Here is a 19,904-nt window from a genome sequence, read left to right on the forward strand (position 1 = left end):
CACTGACGCCCCGTGAAGGCAGCGAAGCTGCGCCCGGCACGGTCGGTCGGCATACCGTCACGGGTCGTGAAACTGGCCGAAATCCGCTCCCCCCGGCGGGTGGGCGGAGCCTCGACGGCCTCCGTCCCGGCGGGGAGTGCCCCCTCTCCTAGGGCCGCGGCACGTTCCGCAGGTTGGAGCGGGCCATCTGGAGCATGCGCCCGACACCGCCGTCCAGCACGATCTTCGAGGCGGACAGCGCGAACCCGGTGACCATCTCCGCGCTGATCTTGGGCGGGATGGACAGGGCGTTGGGGTCGGTCACGATGTCCACCAGGGCCGGCCCCTTGTGCCGGAAGGCGTCCTTGAGCGCCCCGGCCAGCTGCTTGGGCTTCTCGACCCGCACCCCGTAGGCGCCGCAGGCCCGCGCGACGGCGGCGAAGTCGGGGTTGGTGTTGGCGGTGCCGTACGAGGGCAGGCCGGCGACCAGCATCTCCAACTCCACCATGCTGAGGGAGGAGTTGTTGAACAGCACGACCTTCACGGGCAGGTCGTACTGCACGAGCGTCAGGAAGTCACCCATCAGCATGGAGAAACCGCCGTCGCCCGACATGGAGACCACCTGCCGGCGCCGGTCGGTGAACTGGGCGCCGATCGCCATCGGCAGCGCGTTCGCCATCGAGCCGTGCGAGAACGAACCGATGATCCGGCGGCGGCCGTTGGGCGAGATGTACCGGGCCGCCCACACGTTGCACATGCCGGTGTCGACCGTGAACACGGCGTCGTCGGCGGCGACTTCGTCGAGCACGGCGGCCACGTACTCGGGGTGGATCGGGACGTGCTTGTCGACCTTCCGGGTGTACGCCTTGACCACGCCCTCCAGCGCGTCGGCGTGCTTCTTCAGCATCCGGTCGAGGAACCGCCGGCCGGTCTTCTCCTGCACCCGCGGGATCAGACAGCGCAGCGTCTCGCGGACGTCGCCCCACACCGCGAGGTCGAGCCGGGAGCGCCGGCCGAGCACCTCGGGCCGGATGTCGACCTGGGCGATCTGCACGTCGTCCGGCAGGAAGGCGTTGTACGGGAAGTCCGTGCCGAGCAGGATCAGCAGGTCGCACTCGTGGGTGGCCTCGTAGGCGGCGCCGTAGCCGAGCAGTCCGCTCATGCCGACGTCATAAGGATTGTCGTACTGGATGAATTCCTTGCCTCTGAGCGCATGGCCCACCGGTGATTTGATCTTCCCGGCGAACTCCATCACCTCGGCGTGCGCGCCGGCCGTGCCGCTGCCGCAGAACAGGGTGACCTTCCCAGCCGCGTCGATCATCTCCACCAGCCGGTCGATCTCGGCGTCGCCGGGCCGGACGGTGGGCCGGGAGGTGACGAGAGCACTCTGGGCCGCCTTCTCGGGGGCCGGTTCGGCGGCGATGTCCCCGGGCAGCGAGACGACGCTCACCCCGCTCTGGCCGACCGCGTGCTGGATGGCCGTCTGCAGCAGCCGGGGCATCTGCTTCGCGCTGGAGATCAGCTCGCTGTAGTGGCTGCACTCCTGGAACAGCCGGTCCGGGTGGGTCTCCTGGAAGTAGCCGAGGCCGATCTCGCTGGACGGGATGTGCGAGGCGAGGGCCAGGACCGGGGCCATGGAGCGGTGGGCGTCGTAGAGGCCGTTGATGAGGTGCAGGTTGCCCGGACCGCAGGAGCCTGCGCAGGCGGCCAGCTTGCCGGTGAGCTGGGCCTCGGCGCCGGCCGCGAAGGCCGCGGTCTCCTCGTGCCGCACGTGGATCCAGTCGATCGCCGAGTTGCGGCGGACGGCGTCCACGACCGGGTTGAGGCTGTCGCCGACCACACCGTAGAGGCGGCGCACTCCGGCGCGGACGAGGATGTCGACGAACTGCTCGGCGACGTTCTGTTTGGCCATGGCTCTCGTCTGCCCCTTCGCTGTCCCGGGATACGGCCTCCCGTCCCATCAATCCACAGGCACCGCGCTCACGCCTCCCACACGACCGCCGCCGTACGGTCGTCGGCGTACCCCTTCACCCGTACCTGGGCGTCGGCGAGGAACGCGGCGAGGCCGGGTGGCGTACGGCCGGACCAGCGGCGGGTCAGGTAGGCGCAGAGGGCGGGCTCGCCGCGCAGCGGGTCGGCGAGGCCTGCGGTGCACATCACCAGGGCATCACCCGGCCGGGCTACCGAGGCGCGGAACCGGAACGGCTCGCGGGGCGGGTCGGCGGGAGTGCCCGCAGGGTCGTGCGGGGCCGGCGCGGGCTCGTACGGGCTCGGCGGGGTCGGGATGCCGAGGTCCATCGTCAGCCGGTCGCCCTCGGGTGTCTGCTCCGGCGGTGAGCCGAGGCCGGCGACGGGGGTGCCGGTGGTACCGGTGGTGCCGGCGGACGGCACGGCAGGCTCGATGTCCCGCCAGGCGCCGTCCCGCACCCGGAACAGCCCGCCGCCGCCCACGCCGAAGAACACCCGGGTACGGCAGTCCGGGTCGGCGGGCAGCAGCAGGCAGCGCAGGCTCGCCGTGTACTCCTCGGGGGCGATGCCCTGTTCGGCGGCGCTCGCGCGCAGCTTGCCGAGGCTGCGGTCGGTGAGCCGGTGCAGGCCGGACTTCAGGTCGTCGCGCCGGGCCGCGCGGAGGTCCGCCACGAGCCGCTGGTGGCTGCGGCCGACGGCCCGGCCGATCCACCGGCACGCCTCGGCCGCCGCCAGGTGCGCGCCCGGCGTGGCCCGCGCGCCAGTGGCCATCGCGACGAGGAGCAGCGCCTGCTCCCCCGCCCCGAACCGCGCGGTGAGCAGCGCGTCACGGCGCGGCTCGCCCCGGAAGCGGGCCGAGTCCCCGCGCAGCGACACGGCCCGCAGCGTGCACGCCCCGTACCGTGCGCCGTCCAGCACGGTGTCGGCGACCAGTTCGTCCAGCCCGTCCGGGTCGGCGAGCGGGAGCGCGGTGGGCTCGGGGTCGTAGGTGGGGGGCCCGGAGCCGACGTAGTCGACGGAGGCGGCCGGCTGCGGGGAGGGAGCGGAGGAGTCCCTGCGCGCTGCGGAAGGTTCCGGGGCGGGCGGTGGTTCGGGAGGCGGAGGGGGTTCGGTGGTGTGCGGGACCACTGCGGGGGGCGGCGTCTTCGGCGCCTCGGGAGCGGGAGAGGGCTCGGTGGGGCCGGGGGGCGCTGCGGCGGCCTCCGGTGACGCGACGGGCGCGGCGCGCTGTGCCGGTACCGCCGCTTCCCGGCGCGCCGGTCTCTCCGTACCGGTGCCGTCCCCGTCGCCCCGCCCGTCCGCCGCCGGTGTCGCGGCCGGCGCTCCGGCCACCGCGTTCCGCGCCGAGGCGAAGCGGTCGTCCAGGGAATCTGGCGCTGCCGTGGGACCCGTGTCCTGGGTGGAGTCGTCGTACAGCTGCCCCCACCAGTCGTCCTCGGGACGGACGGGTCTTCCCCCCTGCTGGCTCATGCCGCTCATTGTCCACCGCACGGGCCGCGTGAAAACGGGGCATCAGGAAATTCCGGCGCACCCGGCCGCCGTGCACCGCGTGTCGGGTGAGCGGGTGAACAGCCGTACGAGAAACGGGTGGTGGCCGCCGGGTGGCCGCGCGGTCAGCGGGTGAGGGCGCGGCGGACCACGTCCGCCACGACAGCCATGCCGGTGTCGTTGAAGTGCAGACGGTCGCCGGGGTCGTAGGCGGGCCGGATGCGGGCCGGGTCCGCCGGGTCGCGGACGGCGGCGTCGGCGTCGGCGACCGCGTCGAAGGCTCCGCCGGTGCGGATGAAGGCGTTCACCTGCTGCCGTACGGCCTCCCGGGCGGGGGTCCAGGCGGAGTAGCCGCCGAACGGGGTGAGGGTGACTCCGACGACGCGGATGCCGCGGGCGTGGGCACGGGCGACGAGGGCACGGTAGGCGGCCGCGTATGCACCGGCGTCGTTCGCCTGCGGGGTGCCCTTGATGTCGTTGATGCCCTCCCAGACGACCAGGATCCGCACCCCGGCCCGGTCCAGGGCGTCGGCGTCCAGGCGGGCGAGGGCGCTGGGGCCGGTGCCGTCGCGCAGCAGCCGGTTCCCGGCGATGCCGGCGTTGAGGACTCCGAGCCGGTGCCGGCGCAGCCGCTGGGCCAGCCGGTCGGGCCAGCGGCGGTTGGCGTCGGGGGTGGAGCCGTTGCCGTCGGTGAGGGAGTCGCCGAACGCGACGATGCTGCCCGCGGCGGTCCCCCGCACGTCGACGCCGGTGACGTAGTACCAGCGGCTGGTCGTCAGGGTGTACGCGGTGCCGTGCTCGTCGGCCGCGCGGCCGGCGCCGGACGGGGCCAGGTAGCTGGTCTGCAGGGCGGTGCGGTGGTAGGTGGCGGGACCGGAGTCGTCCGGGGTGTACACGGTGACGAGCAGATCGGCGCCGGCCCGGACCGGCAGCAGCACCGGATCGGTGACCGTGTCCGCGCCGGGCGGGACGACGACCTCCGGGGCGCCGTGGAAGGCGGCGGTGCGCACGCTGCCGGGCACGGCGTCGGCGCCGGCCGCACGGCGCACGGCGACGGTGACCGCGCCCAGGTGCAGAGGCCTGGTGCCGAGCCGGTTGCTGAGCCGGACGCGGACGGCGATACCGCCGACGCTGAGGTGGACGACGTTGCGGACGGCGGCCCCGGGCAGCGCCTCGGCCGCACCGGAAGGTGCCGTCTCCCAGCTGCCGGCCCAGGGCAATACGGCGGGCTCGGCGGAGGCCGGCGCGGTGAGTACCGGCAGCGACGCCGCGAAGAGGACCGCGAGAACCCGTACGACCCTGGCCATGTGCGCCCGCCCTTCCCCGTGATGCGCCGGAGGTGACCGTGCCACACGGCGGAGCCACGCCGACGCAACACCGAGCACGGTCCACCCGCTCGGCGCAATGGGGTCCAGGACGGCAGGCCCAGGTCGCTGTGCCGGTGTGCGGGCCGGACGGCCATGCCCGGCTGCTGCCATGACCGGATTCAGCGGGGCCGAGCGGGCGTGTCCGGCGTCACAGCGGCTCGGCCGGACGGCCACCGCCGACCCGCAGGGGCAGCCGCAGGCGAACCCCGTCGGCTTGTTCCTCCAGGACGACGGCACGATCCTGATCGGCGGCTACGCCATGAGCACCACGAAGAAGTGGCGCAACCTGCAGAAGCACCCCGGGATCGCACTGGTCGTGAACGCGGTCGTGAGCGTACGGCCCGGGCGGGTGCGCGGGGTCGGCGTCCGCGATGAGGCCGAACTCCTTCTCGGACCGCACGACTTGGGCGCCCGCTTCAGCAAGGAAGTGAGCCGCATCCTGCCACGCCGGGTGCGCAGCTGGGGGCTGGAGGACGCCTTAAGCGTGTTTTGCAAGGTGTTGTTCGGGTCGTTGAGGTCGTCGGTCAGCATGAGCAGCGCGTCCTCTGACGGGCAGTCGATCCGGTCGCCGCCCCGCTCGAACCGGAGTTGTTCGCTTCGCAGCCGGTCCGTTCCGCGGTGGCGTGATCTTCATGCTGGGCCCCGCCCTGCACCCGTACACTCGCTAGTGCTGTGACCGCGAACCTTCGCCGGGTTGCCGGCCCGGTGATTAATAGGAGGGGTGGCTCCTTCCGGTCGCGGTACGGTCCTGCCATGTCCCGATCAGCCGGTGTTGACCTCTCCCAGCCCGCCGTCACCGCGGATGACCTCGACCTTGCCGTGCAGCTTGCTGTGGCAGTCCTTCGCGAAGCGCCCCCAGCTGCTTGGGAAGGCAGGGCCGGTTCGCTGGAATGGGACTGCTGGGAAACCGTCGAGCACCTCAGCGACGACCTTTTCGCCTACGCTGCGCAACTGGGTCCCAAGAAACCACCGTTGGACAGCGAGGTGCCCTTCGCATGGGAGAGCCAACGGCCCGGCGGACCAGCGAACGCCATTCACGCGGACCGCAAGGCGGGGCCCGCCGGCCTGCTGCAGGTCCTGGAAGCGAGCGGCGCGCTGCTGGTCGCCATGGTGCGCACGACGCCTCCGCAGACCCGCGCTCACCACGTCTTCGGAGTCTCGGACCCCGAGGGCTTCGCCGCGATGGGGATCGTGGAGACCCTGGTGCACACGCACGACCTGGCACAAGGGCTCAATCTCGCGTGGAGCCCGCCGGCCGATCTGTGTTCGCGGGTGCTCGCCCGGTTGTTTCCGGACGTACCTACGTCCGCGGATACCTGGTCCACCCTCTTGTGGGCCACCGGACGGGCCGAACTACCCGGACACCCTCGACTCACCACATGGCGTTGGGACGGCACACCCCGGGCATAGGCTCAGGCGTCTCCGCCGCAAAGGAGAGGTCCGGTCGGGGGCACTAGCCGTTGTACAGGCGAGGAAGGGACAGAGCAGTGAGCCAGCAGGACGGCACCCGGCATGCCTGGGGTGACGCACCGATCTACGACAGGCTCGTCCAGGAACGCGGTGATGTACCGGCTGCTGTGAACGCCGCGGCCACGCGGATCGTCAGGGAGGCCGGTCGGGCCGTCAGCTTCGGTTCGCTGCTGGGTTTGCCGGCGGGCTGAGCAGCGCCCCAAAGACCACCACCCGAGAGCCCGGGCGGTGTACCCGGCACGCGGACAGAGTCCTGGCACAGGGTGGTCGCCGGAACTGGTCGGCCGCGCTCACGGGCGGCGTCAGGACTGCTTCACCGCGTCGGGGCGGTAACACCGTGTCCTACGTGGTGAGAGGTGTCGCCCAGGGCGCCTTCCAGGGTGAGCAGCCGGATCTTGCGCTCGATCCCGCCCGCGTACCCGGTCATCGAGCCGTTCGCGCCGATCACCCGGTGGCAAGGCCGCAGGATCAGCAGCGGGTTGGCGCCGATCGCCGTGCCGACGGCGCGAACGGCCGCGCGGGGTGCGCCGATCCGTGCGGCGATCTCGCCGTAGGCGGCGGTGGCGCCGTACGGCAGCTCGTCCAGCGCGGCCCACACCCGTTCCCGGAACTCGGTGCCGTGCGTGCGCATCGGGAGCCGGAACTCCTTGAGTTCACCGGCGAAGTAGGCGGCGAGCTGCTGCGCGGCGGGCCGGAACGGCCCGGGATCGGACTGCCAGCCCTCCTGCACGGTCCGCCCGCCCTTCTGGCCGGGCACGGACAGCGAGGTGAGGGCGCCGTCCGCGTCGGCGGTGAGCAGCAGCCGCCCGACGGGAGATTCCAGATGGGTGAAGTACACGGTGGTCACCAGCTCAACTCTCCTGCCACGCACAGATGTTGTACGGCGTACGACCGCCAGGGCCGCCAGGTGTCGGGGGCGTCCGTGCCGGGCGGGGCCACGTCGGGATCGCCGAGGGCGCGCACGCGCAGGCGGGCGACGGTGGCCGGGTCCATGCCGGGCAGGGCCAGCAGCGCCGCCTGGGCGTCGTCCCGGTCGGCGCCCGCGTCCAGCCGTACGGTGCCGTCGGCGAGGGCGGCGGCGAGCGCGACCAGCGGGCCGCCGGGCTCGGCCTCGGCGAGGACGGCGGGCTCCGGGAAGAGGTGGGTGAGGCTGCCGCAGGGCGCGTCGAGCGCCTTGCCGTAGCGGCGCACCAGTTCCCGGGCGCCCTCGACACCGGCCAGGGCGTGTACGGCGGGCTCCAGCGGGTCCACGGCGCCGGGCGAGCGCAGGCCGGGCCGAGCGGCGACCAGCGGGGCGAGCCGCGGGTCGGTGCCGAGCCGCTCGTCGACGGCGTACGGGTCGGCGTCCAGGTCGAACAGCCGTCGCAGCCGTTGCACGGCCGTGCCGAGGTCCCGGGGGTCGGTGAGGTGCAGCCGGGCGTCGAGCCAGCCGCCGGGGTGGGTGCCGGCGCCGGCCCGGGGGAGCCGGGTGCGTTCCTGGACGGCGACGAGCGCGGTGCCGTACGGCAGTCGCAGACTGCGCCGGTAGGTACGGTCGCCCGGGGTGCCGGTGACCTCCTCGACGCCCGGCACGGCCTCCCGCGCGAGCTGGTCGAAGACGGCGGCGGCCTGGTAGGGGCCGCGATGGGCGAGCCGCAGCGGGATACCGGCGCCGGGCGCGGCCCGGCGGGTGCCCCGGCCGCGGGGGGCGACGGCCCGGACCTCGGTAGGTGTCGCGTCGTACACCTCGCGGACGGTGTCGTTGAACTGCCGGACGCTGGCGAACCCGGAGGCGAAGGCGATCTCGGTGACCGGCAGGCCGGTGGTCTGCAGCAGCACGCGTGCGGTGTGGGCCCGCTGGGCCCGGGCCAGCGCCACCGGTCCGGCGCCCAGCTCGGCGGTGAGCTGCCGCTGCACCTGCCGGGCGCTGTAGCCGAGCCGGGTGGCGAGTCCGGCGACGCCCTCGCGGTCCACGACGCCGTCGGCGATCAGGCGCATGGCCCGGCCGACGACGTCCGCGCGGGCGTTCCAGTCCGCCGAGCCGGGCACGGCGTCCGGCCGGCACCGTCGGCAGGCCCGGAAGCCCGAGCCCTGGGCGGCGGCGGCCGTCGGGAAGAACCGCACGTTGTGCCGCTTCGGCGTCACCGCCGGGCAGCTGGGCCGGCAGTAGATTCCGGTGGTCTCGACGGCGAAGAAGAACGCGCCGTCGAACCGGCCGTCCCGGCTGCGCACCGCCTCGTACCTGGTGTCCTCGTCCATCACGTGTTCCAGTGTGGGCCCGGGGCGGGGTGGCGGCTAGCGGGAATCGGACATGGAGCTGGGCGCGCCGGTGCGGCCGTACGCAAACGGCGCGGGGGGTGCCGGGGGCCCCTCTCCCGGCGCCTCCCCGGTACGGAAGGCAGGCTCTGGTTCCAGTGCCTGTTCTGGGACTCCCGGCCTGCCTCCCGTAGCTCGCCCGGCTCCGGAAGGCAGGCCCTGGTTCCAGCGCCTGTTCTGGGACTCCCGGCCTCTCTCCCCCGAGCTTGCTTCGGGACCCGAAGACAAGCCCTGGTTCCAGCGCCTGCCCTGGGCCCCCGACCTCTTCCCCCCGCGCTTGCTTCGGGTCCGGAAGGCAAGCCCTAGTTCCAGCGCCTGCGCTTGGCCTCCCCGGCCGCCTTGCCCGCGGCGACCTTGCGCTGCCAGTCCTTCTGCATCTCGGAGCGGAGCCGGGCGTCCGCCTTGGCCACGGTCCACCGGTTCTCCCGGACGAGCTTGCGGTAGCTCTCCAGTCGCCGGTCGGGGAGGTCGCCGTCCTCCACGGCGGCACGGACCGCGCAGCCGGGCTCGGTCTCGTGGGCGCAGTCGTGGAACCGGCAGCCCTCGGCCAGTTCCTCGATCTCGGCGAACACCCGGCCGACCCCGGTCCCGGCGTCGTACATGCCGACGCCCCGGAGTCCCGGTGTGTCGATGAGCACTCCGCCGGAGGGCAGGGGGAGCAGGTTGCGGGTGGTCGTGGTGTGCCGGCCCTTGCCGTCGACGTCACGGGCCGCCTGCACGTCCATGACGTCCGCGCCGGCGAGTGCGTTGGCGAGGGTGGACTTGCCCGCGCCGGACTGGCCGAGCAGTACGCTCGTACCGGAGCCGACGAGCGCGACGAGGACGTCGATCCCGTCGTCGTGCAGGGCGCTGACGGGGATGACGGGCACCCCGGGCGCGCTGGTCTCCACGTCCTGTACGAGGTGGGCCAGGGTGACCGGGTCCGGCACGAGGTCGGCCTTGGTGAGGACGACGACGGGCTGGGCGCCGGACTCCCAGGCGAGGGCGAGGAACCGTTCGACGCGGCCGAGGTCGAGTTCCACCGCGAGGGAGACGGCGACGACGGCGTGGTCGACGTTGGCGGCGAGGATCTGTCCCTCGGACCGCTTGGAGGAGGTGGAGCGGACGAAGGCGGTGCGGCGCGGCAGGTACGCGCGGACGTAGCGGGGGTGGCCGTCGGGGTCGACGGCGGCCCAGTCGCCCGTGCACACGACGCGCATCGGGTCGTGCGGGGTGACGAAGGCGGTGTCGGCGCGGACGACTCCGTCAGCGGTGACGACGTCGCACTGGCCGCGGTCGACGCGGACGACACGGCCGGGCAGCAGCCCTTGGGCGTCGTACGGGGTGAACGCGGAGGCCCAGGCCTCGTCCCAGCCGTAGGGAGTCAGCGCGGCGTGCACAGCAGAGGTGGAAGTCAAGGGAGACCCTTCACAAGGGTGGCCCCGGGCGGCGCGTGCGATGCGCGGTCGGTTCAGCCGGTGGCCACGGAGGTGGACTTGAGGTGTTCCTGGGTGGGGGCGGAGCCCGGCACGGTGACAGCCATCGATCGGCACCTCCTCGTTCTCGCTCGTTTGTGCGCACGCCACCTCGGCGTGCCCGGCAACTCTAGCCCGCGGGCGGGGCCGTGTGTCAAAGCGTATTCCGCGCGGCCGGAGGTCCTCCGCCCGCGCCGGCCGCGGCTCGTGCTCCGCCCTGTGTCAATCGGTCGCGCAGGGACTGCCGTTGAGGGTGAAGGCGGACGGGTCGCGGTTGGTGTCCTGCCAGGTGCCGATGAAGCCGAAGGACAGGGTGCCGTGCGCGGCGACCGTCTTGTTGTAGTCGGCGGCGACGGCCGTGACGCGGGGGCCGTTCTGATGGACCGTGGCATCCCACGTATGGCCGGCCCGCTGGCCGTCGCGGAACGTCCAGGACACCTGCCAGCCGGTGAGGGCCCGGTCGGTGACGACGGTGACGGTGGCCTGGAAGCCGCCGGTCCACTGGCTGGCCATGTCGTAGGTGACCCGGCAGGCGGTGGTCCGCGTGGTGGCGGGGGCGCTCGTACGGGGTGCGTGGCGGGTGGCGGAGGAGGTGCCCTGGGGTTCGGGGCCGGGCTTCGTCCCGCGGGGCGCGCGCCTGGTCCTGCTCGGGGAGGGGGTGGTGGACGAGGTGGGCGTCGCGGTGGGGCCGGCGTCCATGCCGGGGACGCCCGGGTCGGCGACCGGCTGCCGCTCGTCACGGGCGGCGGCGGTGTCGCCGCCGGAGCCGTCGAAGGGCATCAGCGACGCGCCGAGCGCCAGCGCCGACAGCAGGACCGCGGCGGCGGCGAGGCCGCGGCGCAGCACCTTGGTGCGGCCTGCGCCCTCCTCCGGGTCCGCGGTGTCGGGGTCGTGGGTGCCCGGGCCGCCCGCGCCGAGCCGGACCTCGGTGGCGCGGCGGCGCCGCTCCAGGTAGGCGAGGCCGCCCCAGCCGATCACCCCGCCGGCCAGGGCGGCGGGCAGTCCGCCGCCGTGCAGGCGCAGACAGGCGGCGGCCTCGGCGCACTGCACGCAGGTGGCGAGGTGCCGGGAGAGGTCGCCGGGGGTCTCGGCGACGGGCGAGCGCGTGACCGCGTCCAGCAGACGGGCGTAGCTGCGGCACTGCGCGTCCATCGGGGAGTCGAGGTGGGCGCGGTGGCAGCGGTCCCGGAACAGGGTGCGGACCTGGTCGAGTTCGCCGGCGACGATGGCCGGGTCCAGGCCGAGCCTGCGGGCCACGGTGGGCAGGGGCAGCGCCTCGACCTCGGCCAGCCACAGCAGGGCGGCATCGGCCTCCTGCATGTCGCGCAGGCCGCGCAGCGCGATCGGGCGCCGCAGCGGCGGTCCGGAGAACCGGGCGGCGTTCTCCGAGTTGAGCCACAGCCTCAGGTCGGGGTCGAGCTTGTGCCCCTGCCCGTCGGCCTCCCAGGCGGCGGCGGTGCCGCGCACGGCCGTGAGGAGCGCCGGGATCGTCGGCAGCCGCGCCGTGCGACGGCCGGCGCCGCGCACATGGGTGCGCGCGGCGGCGCGGACCTCGCGCATGCCGAGTGTGAACGCCTCGGTCGCCAGCTGGTGAGCCGTCAGGGACCCGGAGGTGCACAGATCCGCGTACGAGAGCACCGCGTCCCAGCACTCCGCGAACAGCACGGCCTCGGAGTCGTCCTGGGGGGTCGGCAGGTCGGGCATGGCACTCCCGCATCCACGAGCGAGGTCAACTCCCCACGGGAAAAAGGAAGTTGCGAGGAACCCCGCGGCAGGGCACAGAGCCTTTCACGTCGCCGACACAACTGACAAGCGGCCTGTTCAGATCCGGTTACCCAGGGTGCCGGAACGGGTGCACGCCGCGACGAACTCCCGGCTCCGGCCTCTGGTACGGATGCGGGCGCAGCCCGGTTCACCGCCCGGGCGGGTCCTCGGGCGCGAGGGCGAGCCCCCGCACGGGTCCCGCCCGCGGCCCGGTCACACCCGCGCCGGCGCCCCCGCCGTCCCGTCGGCCGTCCCCTCCGCCTGCTCGTCCGCGGGCAGGCTGTCCATGAAGGAGCTGACGGAGAACACCGCGCGGCCGGGGCCGGGCGGGCCGTAGCCGGGCGGCGAGGACAGGCCGAAGTCGTCCATCGTCTGCCGGTAGGCCTGGAGCAGCCGGATGTGGTACTCCAGCGGCGCGCCCTGCGGATTGGCCTTGCCGAGCGGGGTGGTGGGCTCCGGGCACCAGGTGGTGAAGCGGGGCGTGATGCCGTGCGACATGAAGAAGCGCAGGCCCTCGGTGGTGGAGTCGATGGCCTCGTCGACGGTGGTGAAGCCGAACGGCTCCGCCATCTCCACGCCCGCCACGAAGTTCGGGATCACGTTGCGCGCCCCGAACACCTCGGCGGAGTCCAGGATGCGCCGGTGCCACTCGTCCCGGCCGACGTACCGCTCCTTGCCCGGGCAGTACAGCTCGAACAGCCGCCGGTCCCACACCTCGAAGTTGGGGTGGTAGATCTGCACGCCGTAGTCCTTGAACCGCTGCACGTCCGGCTTGGGCAGCGCCTGCGCCACGACCTTGCCGATCCAGCGGCCCGGGAAGCGCTCCTCGATGGCCTTGGCGTAGTGGCCGTAGAAGTCGGCCTCGTCCCGGCCGGCGACCGTCTTGGTGATGGCACCGCCGGTGAGGGTGTAGGCGGTGGACGCCTTCTGGGTGTCGTACCGGTCGATGATCTCCAGCGCCTCCAGGACCTCCTCCACGTCCTTGACGCCGGTGTACGGCCGTCCGGCGGCCTTGTGCTGGCGCCAGTTGTGGTTGATGTCGCAGTACTGGCACTCCTCCTTGGCGCCGAAGTACTGGCAGACCCGGAAGACGGTCAGGTAGATCAGGTAGCCCCACTGGATGGTCGGGGCGACCTCCATCACGGACTTCCCGTTGGAGAGGGTGTGCCGGTAGTACTCGGGCATCGGCGGCACCCCGACGTCGGCGATGCGCTTGCCGTCGAGGTACAGCCCGAGCAGCCCCTCCTCGTCGGCGGCGACCCGGTACGGCGAGGCGGGGTTCACCCGTACGGAGACGACCGTACGCCTGAGGTCGTACGGGCCACCGGTCAGGATGATCTCCTCCGGGGGCCGGCGCAGCGCGGCCTCGCCCAGTTCGGGCAGGGTGCCGTGGTCGAAGGAGAAGATGAAGTAGGACTTCGGCTTGACGTCCCCGGCTGCCTCGTTGGCGGTATCACTGAGAGCGGATTCGTCGAAGGCGACACCGCCCCGGAGCAGGTCCTCCTTGAAGACGGCCTCCCGCGGCACCTGCGGGAACCGCTCCATCAGATCCTCGACCAGCGCGGTACGACTGCCCATCCGTCTGTCTCCTCCCGGCTCAGGCGTACGCCTCTCACCGTATGCCCCCGCCACCGGCTCGGCCGTGCCGGGTCCCCGCCCGCCGCGCGATGTGTTCCGGTACGGCGGTCCCGGTGGGCTGTGCCCGGTGAGGCACGGGTCCGCTTCTCCCGCTCTCCGCCGTCACGCCGTCCGGGCCAGCGCCGCGTAGTCGACCGCGAACCGGAGTTCCTCGCCCGCCGCCAGCCGCTCGGCCTCCTCCACCACGGTGCGGCCGAGGCGGGTCAGCTCGTTGCCCTGGGAGCCGGCCAGGTGGGGGGTGAGGAAGGCGTTCGGCAGGTCGTAGAGGGGGGAGTCGGCGGGCAGCGGTTCGGGGTCGGTGACATCCAGGACGGCGCTGAGGCGCCCGGTGCTCAGTTCCGCGATCAGCGCCCGGTGGTCGACCAGGGCACCGCGCGCGGTGTTGACGAGCACCGCGCCGGAGGGCATCAGCGCGAGTTCGCGGGCGCCGATCAGATGACGCGTCTCGGCGGTCTCGGGGGCATGCAGGGTGACGGTGTCGGAGGTGCGCAGCAAGCCGTCCAGCGGCAGCAGCTCCACGCCGAGGCGGGCGGCTTCCGGCGCGTCCACGTAAGGGTCGGCGAGCGCGACCGTGAGGTCGTGCGGGCGGAGCAGCTCGATCAGGCGGCGGCCGACCTGGGAGGCGCCGACGACACCGACGCGGCGGCCGTGGTTGCCGACGCCCGGGACGATCTCGCCGTAGGGGTGGGCCGCGCGCCCGGCGCGCAGCCGGTCACGGGAGGCGAAGACGTCCTTGCCGGCGAGCAGGATCATGGCGAGCGTGTACTCGGCGACGGGCACGGCATTGGCGGCGGCGGCCGAGGAGACGGTGATGCCCCGCTCCCACACCTCGGCAGTGGTGAACCCCTTGACCGAGCCGGCCGCGTGCAGCACGGCCCGCAGCTTCGGGGCGGCGTCCAGGACGGCCGCGTCCAGACGGGGGCAGCCCCAGCCGGTGATGAGGATCTCGGTGCGGGCCAGCGTCTCCCGCACCCGGGCACCGGTGAAGTCCTGCGCCACCAGGGCGGGGTCGAGTTCCACGCACGCACCCAGCCGCGCGAGCAGCTCCGGCGGGAACAGGTGGGGCACGTTCTGGGCCGACATGGCGAGCAAAGCCTCGGGGCGCTCGGTCAAGGACGTGATCCTCCGGCTCGGCGGCTGGCAGCAATCGGTTTCTACCGTAGGTCGCCGCAGTTGAGAGGGTCAACGGACACGCAGCCCCTCCGGGAGGGACGTCGGGAGCGTCCGCCGACGCCTTCGTGCGGGACCTCCTCGGCCACTGGCAGCCGCCCGGGCGGGACTTTCTCCAGCCCCTTTCCCAACCCTTGTCGAAAGCCGGCGCAGGCTCATAGCCTGACGCCCGTGCCGGTGCCCCTGCCGCCCCGGCCCGCTCTGGTCCGGTCCGGCCCGCACGGGAGGGGAGGGCAGCCGCGTGAAGCGCACCTCGCGTGACATCCGCACCGCTCACCGCTACGAGGTGCTGCGCCAGATCATCGCCGCGTCTCCCACCTCCCGGCAGGAGCTGGCGGCGGCCACCGGGCTGAGCCTGGCCACGGTCGCCACGCTCGTCGGAGAACTGCTGGACCTCCGCATGGTCACCGAGGTCGGGTTCCAGGACTCGGCCGGGGGCCGGCCGCGCGGCCTGGTCGCCGTCAACCCGTCGGGCGGCGCGCTGATCGGCGTGGACATCGCGGAGACGTACGTCCACGTCGAACTGTTCGACCTGACCCTGGGCGTGCTCGCCCGCGCCGACGAGGACGTGCGGCCGGGTGAGAGCCGGCCCGAGCAGGTGGTCGAGCACGTGGCCGACGCCGTCGGCTCGGTGGTCGCCCAGGCAGGCGTCGCGGCGGCCCGGGTGCTGGGCGTCGGCGTGAGCGTGCCCGGCCAGGTGGACCGGGACGCGGGAGTGGCCGCGTACGCGCCCAACTGGGACTGGCACGACGTACCGTTGCTCGACCTGCTCGCCGAACACATCCCCTGGCCGCTGTACATGGACAACCCGCTGCGCGCCTGCACGGTGGCCGAGCTGTGGTTCGGGGCGGCCCGGGGCCGCGAGGACGCCGTGGTGGTCAACCTCGGCACCGGCGTCGGCGCCGGTCTGGCCCTCGGCGGCGCTCTGCACCGGGGGGTGAGCAACAGCGCCGGCGAGTGGGGGCACACCACGCTCGTGCCGGACGGGCGGCTGTGCCGCTGCGGCAACCACGGGTGCGTGGAGACGTACGTGGGCGCGCCCGGCATCATGCAGAACCTGCGTGAACTCAGCCCCCGGTCGCCGCTGCTGCACCCGGCGGACCAGACGGCCACCATCGACGCACTCGCCTGGGCCGTCGCCGGCCGGGACCCGGTCGCGCTCGAGGTCGTCCGGGCCACCGCCCGCCACCTCGGCGCCGGCCTCTCCGACCTGATCAACCTCCTCAACCCCGAAGTGGTCGTCCTCAGCAGCTGGGTCGCGTCCCGGCTGGGCGAGCCGCTGCTCGCCGAGGTCCGCAGGGCCGTCGCCCGGCACGCCCTGCGCCGGCCGCTGGCCGCCACGGAGATCGTCCTCTCCCCCATCCCCACCGACCCGGTGTCCCTCGGCGCGGCCACGTTCGCGCTGGAGGGTGCGCTGCGGTCCGTCGGCCGGCGCACCCGTACCGCCACCCCCGTACCGACCAGACCGTCGACCATCACCTGATCCTCATGGCGACCGCCATGTCCGTCCTGCCCCTGCTGTCGTGACCCGCTTCCCCCGGCACCGGCGGGTGCCGGGGAGCAAACGGACCGGCGTCAGGGGCTGAGCGAGGAGACCGATGTCTTTCCGTCATCCCGTCGACTACGTCGAGGACGTCTCACCGGGCTCCGGGGCGCTGCCGCCCCGCGCCTGGTACGCCACCTCGGACGCCAAGTCCCTCTCCCTGAACGGCAGCTGGCGGTTCCGGCTGTCGCAGACGGCCGACGCCGAGGACGACTCCTTCGCCCGAAAGGGCTACGACGCCGGCGACTGGGCACAGATCCAGGTCCCCGGCCACTGGGTCCTCCAGGGGCACGGCACCCCGATCTACACCAACCACCTCTACCCCTTCCCGGTCGACCCGCCCCGGGTGCCGACCGAGAACCCGACCGGCGACCATCTGCGGGTCTTCGACCTGCCCGCGGACTGGCCGGCCGACGGCGCGGCGGTGCTGCGGTTCGACGGCGTGGAGTCCTGCGCCCGGATCTGGCTGAACGGCACGGAACTCGGCGAGTTCAAGGGCTCCCGGCTGCCGCACGAGTTCGCGGTCGGGCACCTGCTCGAATCCGGCGGCAACGTCCTCGCGGTCCGGGTGCACCAGTGGTCGGCGGGCTCGTACCTGGAGGATCAGGACCAGTGGTGGCTGCCGGGCATCTTCCGGGACGTCACCCTGCTGCACCGCCCCGCGGGCGGCGTCCTGGACTTCTTCGTGCACGCCTCCTACGACCGTCCGGCCGGCACCGGCACCCTGCGCGTCGACTCCGACGTGCCCGGCCGGGTCTCCGTCCCGGAGCTCGGCATCGACATCGCGACCGGCGAGCCGGTGACCGTCCCGGCCGCGCCCTGGACGGCTGAGACGCCGAAGCTGTACGACGGGGTGCTGGCCACCGAGGGCGAGCGGGTGCCGCTGCGCATCGGCTTCCGGACGGTCGAGCTGTCGAACGGCCTGATCAAGGTCAACGGCCGCCCGCTGCTTTTCAAGGGCGTCAACCGGCACGAGTGGCACCCCGAGCGGGGCCGCGCGCTGGACCTGGAGACCATGCGCGAGGACGTGCTGCTGATGAAGCGGCACAACATCAACGCCGTGCGCACCTCCCACTACCCACCGCACCCGGCCTTCCTCGACCTGTGCGACGAGTACGGGCTGTGGGTGATCGACGAGTGCGACCTGGAGACGCACGGCTTCACCGAGCAGGGCTGGCGGGACAACCCCGTGGACGACGACCGCTGGACGCCGGCCCTGCTGGACCGGGCGGCCCGCATGGTCGAGCGGGACAAGAACCACCCGTCGGTCGTCGTCTGGTCGCTCGGCAACGAGGCCGGCACCGGCCGGGGCCTGACCGCGATGGCCGAATGGATCCGCGGCCGCGACGCCTCCCGGCTGATCCATTACGAGGGCGACCACAACTGCCGTGACACGGACATGTATGCACGGATGTACGCCGGCCATGCCGAGGTCGGGCGGATCGGTCGCGGCCTCGACGGCGGGCCCGGCAGGCGTCGCGAACTCCCGTTCGTGCTCTGCGAGTACGCGCACGCCATGGGCAACGGTCCCGGGGGGCTCGCCGACTACCAGCGCCTCTTCGAGAGCCACGACCGGCTGCAGGGCGGCTTCGTCTGGGAGTGGATCGACCACGGCATCGCCCACCCCGAGCTGGGCTACGCCTACGGTGGTGACTTCGGCGAGGAGCTGCACGACGGCAACTTCGTCTGCGACGGCCTGCTGTTCCCCGACCGGCAGCCCTCCCCGGGCCTGCTCGAGTTCAAGAAGGTGATCGAGCCGGTCGCGCTCACCGGCGACGCGGCGGACGGCACGGTCCGGGTGACCAACAAGTACGACTTCGCCGGCCTGTCGGCTCTGGCCTTCACCTGGTCGTACGAGGTCGAGGGCGAGCCGGTGGCGTCCGGCACCCTGCCGGTGCCCGCGCTGACGCCCGGCGAGTCGGCCGAGGTGAAGCTGCCTGCCGTACCCGCCGGGGCGCCGGCCGGCGAGGCCCACTGGACCGTCCGGGCGGTGCTCGCGTCCGACACGGCATGGGCGCCGCGGGACCATGTCGTCGCCTGGGGCCAGATCCCGGTGTCGGAGCGCCGGGTGCCGTACGTCGCCGCGACCGCCCGGCCGGCCCCCGGCGACGGGGTGATCAGCCTCGGCCCCGCCGTCTTCGACGCCCGCACCGGAGCGCTGCGGGCGGTCGGCGAGGTGCCGTTCACCGGTCTGCGTCTGGACGTGTGGCGGGCCACCACGGACAACGACGACGGTGCCGCCTGGCAGAGCGACCCGCGCCACGGGCTGCTGTGGCGCAAACTCGGCCTGCACCGGATGCGGCACCGCCTGGACGCGGTGGAGGTGGACGAGGACACGCTGACGGTCCGCACCCGGGTGGCTCCGGCCGCCCGCGAGCTGGGCCTGTCGGCGGTGTACCGCTGGACGTCGGACGGCGACCGGCTCCGGCTCACCGTATCGACCACCCCCGAGGGCGACTGGACCGTCCCGCTGCCCCGCCTCGGCATCCGCTTCGGGCTGCCCGCGGCCGGCCGGGTGCGCTGGTACGGCGGCGGCCCCGGCGAGGCGTACCCCGACACCCGGCTGGCGGCGGTGGTGGGCCGCTGGCAGTCGACCGTGGACGAGATGCAGACCCCGTACGTCCGTCCCCAGGAGAACGGCGCCCGGATCGACGTCCGCTGGGCGGAGCTGGGCGGCCTGCGCATCGAGGGCGACCCGGCGTTCTTCCTCACCGCCCGCCGGTGGACCACCGAGCAGCTGGACGCCGCGGGGCACCGCACCGACCTGGTGCCCGGCGCCGCCACCGACCGCGGTGCCGCCGCGGGGGTCTGGGTCAACCTCGACCACGCCCAGCACGGCATCGGCTCCCAGTCCTGCGGCCCGGCCCCGCTGCCCCAGTACCACCTGAGGGCCGAGCCGGCGGAGTTCTCGTTCGTCTTCTCCACGGCGGCCGGCACCGAGGAGTGCTGACGCTCACCGCGGCCGGCCGGCTCCTCGCCCGGCCGGCCGCGGTCGTCCGGACGGGCGTCTTCCCGCGGGGCCGCGGGGAACGAACCGCACCGCGAAGCGACTCCGGCACGCACACCGGTTGACGCTCCCCCCTCCTAGGTGATCTAGGATTTCCCCTGGGCGACCCAGGAGGCGAGGCATGGTCCGGGCGGGGCTCACCGTGGAGCGGCTGGTGGCGGCCGCAGCCGAGATGGCGGACGAGGCCGGCTTCGACAACGTCAGCATCTCCGCGCTGGCACGGCACTTCGGAGTCAAGGACGCGAGCCTGTACTCGCACGTCCGCAGCCTGCAGGACCTGCGCACCCGGCTCGCGCTGCACGCGGGCGGAGAACTCATCGACCGGATCGCGGCGGCCGTGGCCGGCCGGGCCGGCAGGGACGCGCTGACGGCGTTCGCCTGCGCCTACCGGGAGTACGCCCTTCGGCATCCGGGCCGGTACGCGGCCACCCAGATCCGCATCGACCAGACTCTGGTGGCCGACTCCCCCGCCCTGCGCCGCACGGGCGAGATCACCTACGGCATGCTGCGCGCCTACGGCCTGGCGGAGCCGGACCTGACCGACGCGGTGCGCCTGCTGCGCAGCACCTTCCACGGCTACTGCGTCCTGGAGAGCGCGGGCGGCTTCGGTGCGGACCGGGACGTACAGGCCTCCTGGGACAAGGCGGTCGACGCCCTGCACATCGCCCTCGAACACTGGCCCCGGGACGCGAAGAACGAGGACTGAACACACCTCATCACGACGTCAACGGCAGCGGTCCGGCGCTCCGGATCGGTCCGGT

Annotated in this window: 14 protein-coding genes and 1 pseudogene; 6 read left to right on the plus strand and 9 right to left on the minus strand. The window is 73.5% G+C overall.

Annotation, left to right across the window (positions count from 1 at the left end; genetic code table 11):
- Nucleotides 1-148: 148 nt before the first annotated feature.
- The 3 genes from ACZ4SF_RS23530 to ACZ4SF_RS23540 all read right to left on the minus strand — a co-directional run bounded on the left by ACZ4SF_RS23530 (nt 149) and on the right by ACZ4SF_RS23540 (nt 4,742).
- Complete coding sequence (locus ACZ4SF_RS23530; RefSeq protein ID WP_468387680.1) at nt 149-1,891, minus strand: pyruvate dehydrogenase; 1,743 nt, start codon at nt 1,889-1,891, stop codon at nt 149-151.
- Nucleotides 1,892-1,959: 68 nt separating this feature from the next.
- A complete protein-coding gene (locus tag ACZ4SF_RS23535; RefSeq protein ID WP_468387682.1) occupies nt 1,960-3,417 on the minus strand; it encodes a protein phosphatase 2C domain-containing protein in 1,458 nt (485 codons plus the stop codon).
- A 143-nt stretch (nt 3,418-3,560) separates the two neighbouring features.
- The gene (locus tag ACZ4SF_RS23540) at nt 3,561-4,742 is read right to left on the minus strand and encodes a GDSL-type esterase/lipase family protein (RefSeq protein WP_468387684.1); all 1,182 of its coding nucleotides are present in this window, start codon (nt 4,740-4,742) and stop codon (nt 3,561-3,563) included.
- 169 nt (nt 4,743-4,911) lie between these two features.
- Here ACZ4SF_RS23540 and ACZ4SF_RS23545 point away from each other — a divergent pair.
- The 3 genes and pseudogenes from ACZ4SF_RS23545 to ACZ4SF_RS23555 form a co-directional block, all read left to right on the plus strand.
- A pseudogene (locus ACZ4SF_RS23545) lies at nt 4,912-5,277 on the plus strand (PPOX class F420-dependent oxidoreductase); the annotation flags it as partial.
- A 278-nt stretch (nt 5,278-5,555) separates the two neighbouring features.
- On the plus strand, nt 5,556-6,212 hold the full coding sequence (locus tag ACZ4SF_RS23550) for a maleylpyruvate isomerase N-terminal domain-containing protein (protein WP_468387685.1): 657 nt from the start codon (nt 5,556-5,558) through the stop codon (nt 6,210-6,212).
- A gap of 77 nt (nt 6,213-6,289) precedes the next feature.
- Nucleotides 6,290-6,463, plus strand: a complete 174-nt coding sequence (locus ACZ4SF_RS23555; protein ID WP_468387687.1) for a hypothetical protein — start codon at nt 6,290-6,292, stop codon at nt 6,461-6,463.
- Between the two features lie 122 nt (nt 6,464-6,585).
- Here ACZ4SF_RS23555 and ACZ4SF_RS23560 read toward each other — a convergent pair whose 3' ends face one another.
- From ACZ4SF_RS23560 to ACZ4SF_RS23585, 6 genes are all read right to left on the minus strand, one after another.
- On the minus strand, nt 6,586-7,119 hold the full coding sequence (locus tag ACZ4SF_RS23560) for a methylated-DNA--[protein]-cysteine S-methyltransferase (RefSeq protein ID WP_468387689.1): 534 nt from the start codon (nt 7,117-7,119) through the stop codon (nt 6,586-6,588).
- Complete coding sequence (locus ACZ4SF_RS23565; RefSeq protein WP_468388070.1) at nt 7,116-8,510, minus strand: DNA-3-methyladenine glycosylase 2 family protein; 1,395 nt, start codon at nt 8,508-8,510, stop codon at nt 7,116-7,118. Before ACZ4SF_RS23565 ends, ACZ4SF_RS23560 begins: the two co-directional genes overlap by 4 nt.
- Nucleotides 8,511-8,869: 359 nt before the next feature.
- Entirely contained in the window at nt 8,870-9,964 is a 1,095-nt protein-coding gene (gene rsgA / locus ACZ4SF_RS23570) for a ribosome small subunit-dependent GTPase A (protein WP_468387691.1), read from the minus strand.
- A 279-nt stretch (nt 9,965-10,243) separates the two neighbouring features.
- Nucleotides 10,244-11,725 (minus strand): cellulose binding domain-containing protein, encoded by a 1,482-nt coding sequence (locus ACZ4SF_RS23575; protein WP_468387693.1) that lies wholly within the window; start codon nt 11,723-11,725, stop codon nt 10,244-10,246.
- A 273-nt stretch (nt 11,726-11,998) separates the two neighbouring features.
- Entirely contained in the window at nt 11,999-13,363 is a 1,365-nt protein-coding gene (locus ACZ4SF_RS23580) for a radical SAM protein (protein ID WP_468387695.1), read from the minus strand.
- A gap of 162 nt (nt 13,364-13,525) precedes the next feature.
- Nucleotides 13,526-14,536, minus strand: coding sequence for a hydroxyacid dehydrogenase (locus tag ACZ4SF_RS23585; RefSeq protein ID WP_468387697.1), 1,011 nt, complete (start codon nt 14,534-14,536; stop codon nt 13,526-13,528).
- 298 nt (nt 14,537-14,834) lie between these two features.
- Between ACZ4SF_RS23585 and ACZ4SF_RS23590 the strand changes: the two genes are divergently transcribed.
- The 3 genes from ACZ4SF_RS23590 to ACZ4SF_RS23600 all read left to right on the plus strand — a co-directional run bounded on the left by ACZ4SF_RS23590 (nt 14,835) and on the right by ACZ4SF_RS23600 (nt 19,849).
- Nucleotides 14,835-16,076 carry an ROK family protein gene (locus tag ACZ4SF_RS23590; RefSeq protein WP_468387699.1) on the plus strand — a complete coding sequence of 414 codons (1,242 nt, stop codon included), beginning with the start codon at nt 14,835-14,837 and terminating at the stop codon, nt 16,074-16,076.
- 115 nt (nt 16,077-16,191) lie between these two features.
- Nucleotides 16,192-19,086, plus strand: coding sequence for a glycoside hydrolase family 2 TIM barrel-domain containing protein (locus ACZ4SF_RS23595; protein ID WP_468387701.1), 2,895 nt, complete (start codon nt 16,192-16,194; stop codon nt 19,084-19,086).
- A 178-nt stretch (nt 19,087-19,264) separates the two neighbouring features.
- Complete coding sequence (locus ACZ4SF_RS23600) at nt 19,265-19,849, plus strand: TetR/AcrR family transcriptional regulator (RefSeq protein WP_468387703.1); 585 nt, start codon at nt 19,265-19,267, stop codon at nt 19,847-19,849.
- Nucleotides 19,850-19,904 lie beyond the last annotated feature (55 nt).

Source organism: Streptomyces sp. NPDC027663, assembly GCF_055566415.1.

Excerpts from the sequence above, each read along its gene's own strand:
- ACZ4SF_RS23540 (WP_468387684.1), bottom strand. The coding sequence starts at position 4,742 with ATGGCCAGGGTCGTACGGGTTCTCGCGGTCCTCTTCGCGGCGTCGCTG.
- ACZ4SF_RS23595 (WP_468387701.1), top strand. The coding sequence starts at position 16,192 with ATGTCTTTCCGTCATCCCGTCGACTACGTCGAGGACGTCTCACCGGGC.
- ACZ4SF_RS23565 (WP_468388070.1), bottom strand. The coding sequence starts at position 8,510 with ATGGACGAGGACACCAGGTACGAGGCGGTGCGCAGCCGGGACGGCCGG.
- ACZ4SF_RS23530 (WP_468387680.1), bottom strand. The coding sequence starts at position 1,891 with ATGGCCAAACAGAACGTCGCCGAGCAGTTCGTCGACATCCTCGTCCGC.
- ACZ4SF_RS23535 (WP_468387682.1), bottom strand. The coding sequence starts at position 3,417 with ATGAGCCAGCAGGGGGGAAGACCCGTCCGTCCCGAGGACGACTGGTGG.
- ACZ4SF_RS23580 (WP_468387695.1), bottom strand. The coding sequence starts at position 13,363 with ATGGGCAGTCGTACCGCGCTGGTCGAGGATCTGATGGAGCGGTTCCCG.
- ACZ4SF_RS23550 (WP_468387685.1), top strand. The coding sequence starts at position 5,556 with ATGTCCCGATCAGCCGGTGTTGACCTCTCCCAGCCCGCCGTCACCGCG.
- ACZ4SF_RS23600 (WP_468387703.1), top strand. The coding sequence starts at position 19,265 with ATGGTCCGGGCGGGGCTCACCGTGGAGCGGCTGGTGGCGGCCGCAGCC.
- ACZ4SF_RS23575 (WP_468387693.1), bottom strand. The coding sequence starts at position 11,725 with ATGCCCGACCTGCCGACCCCCCAGGACGACTCCGAGGCCGTGCTGTTC.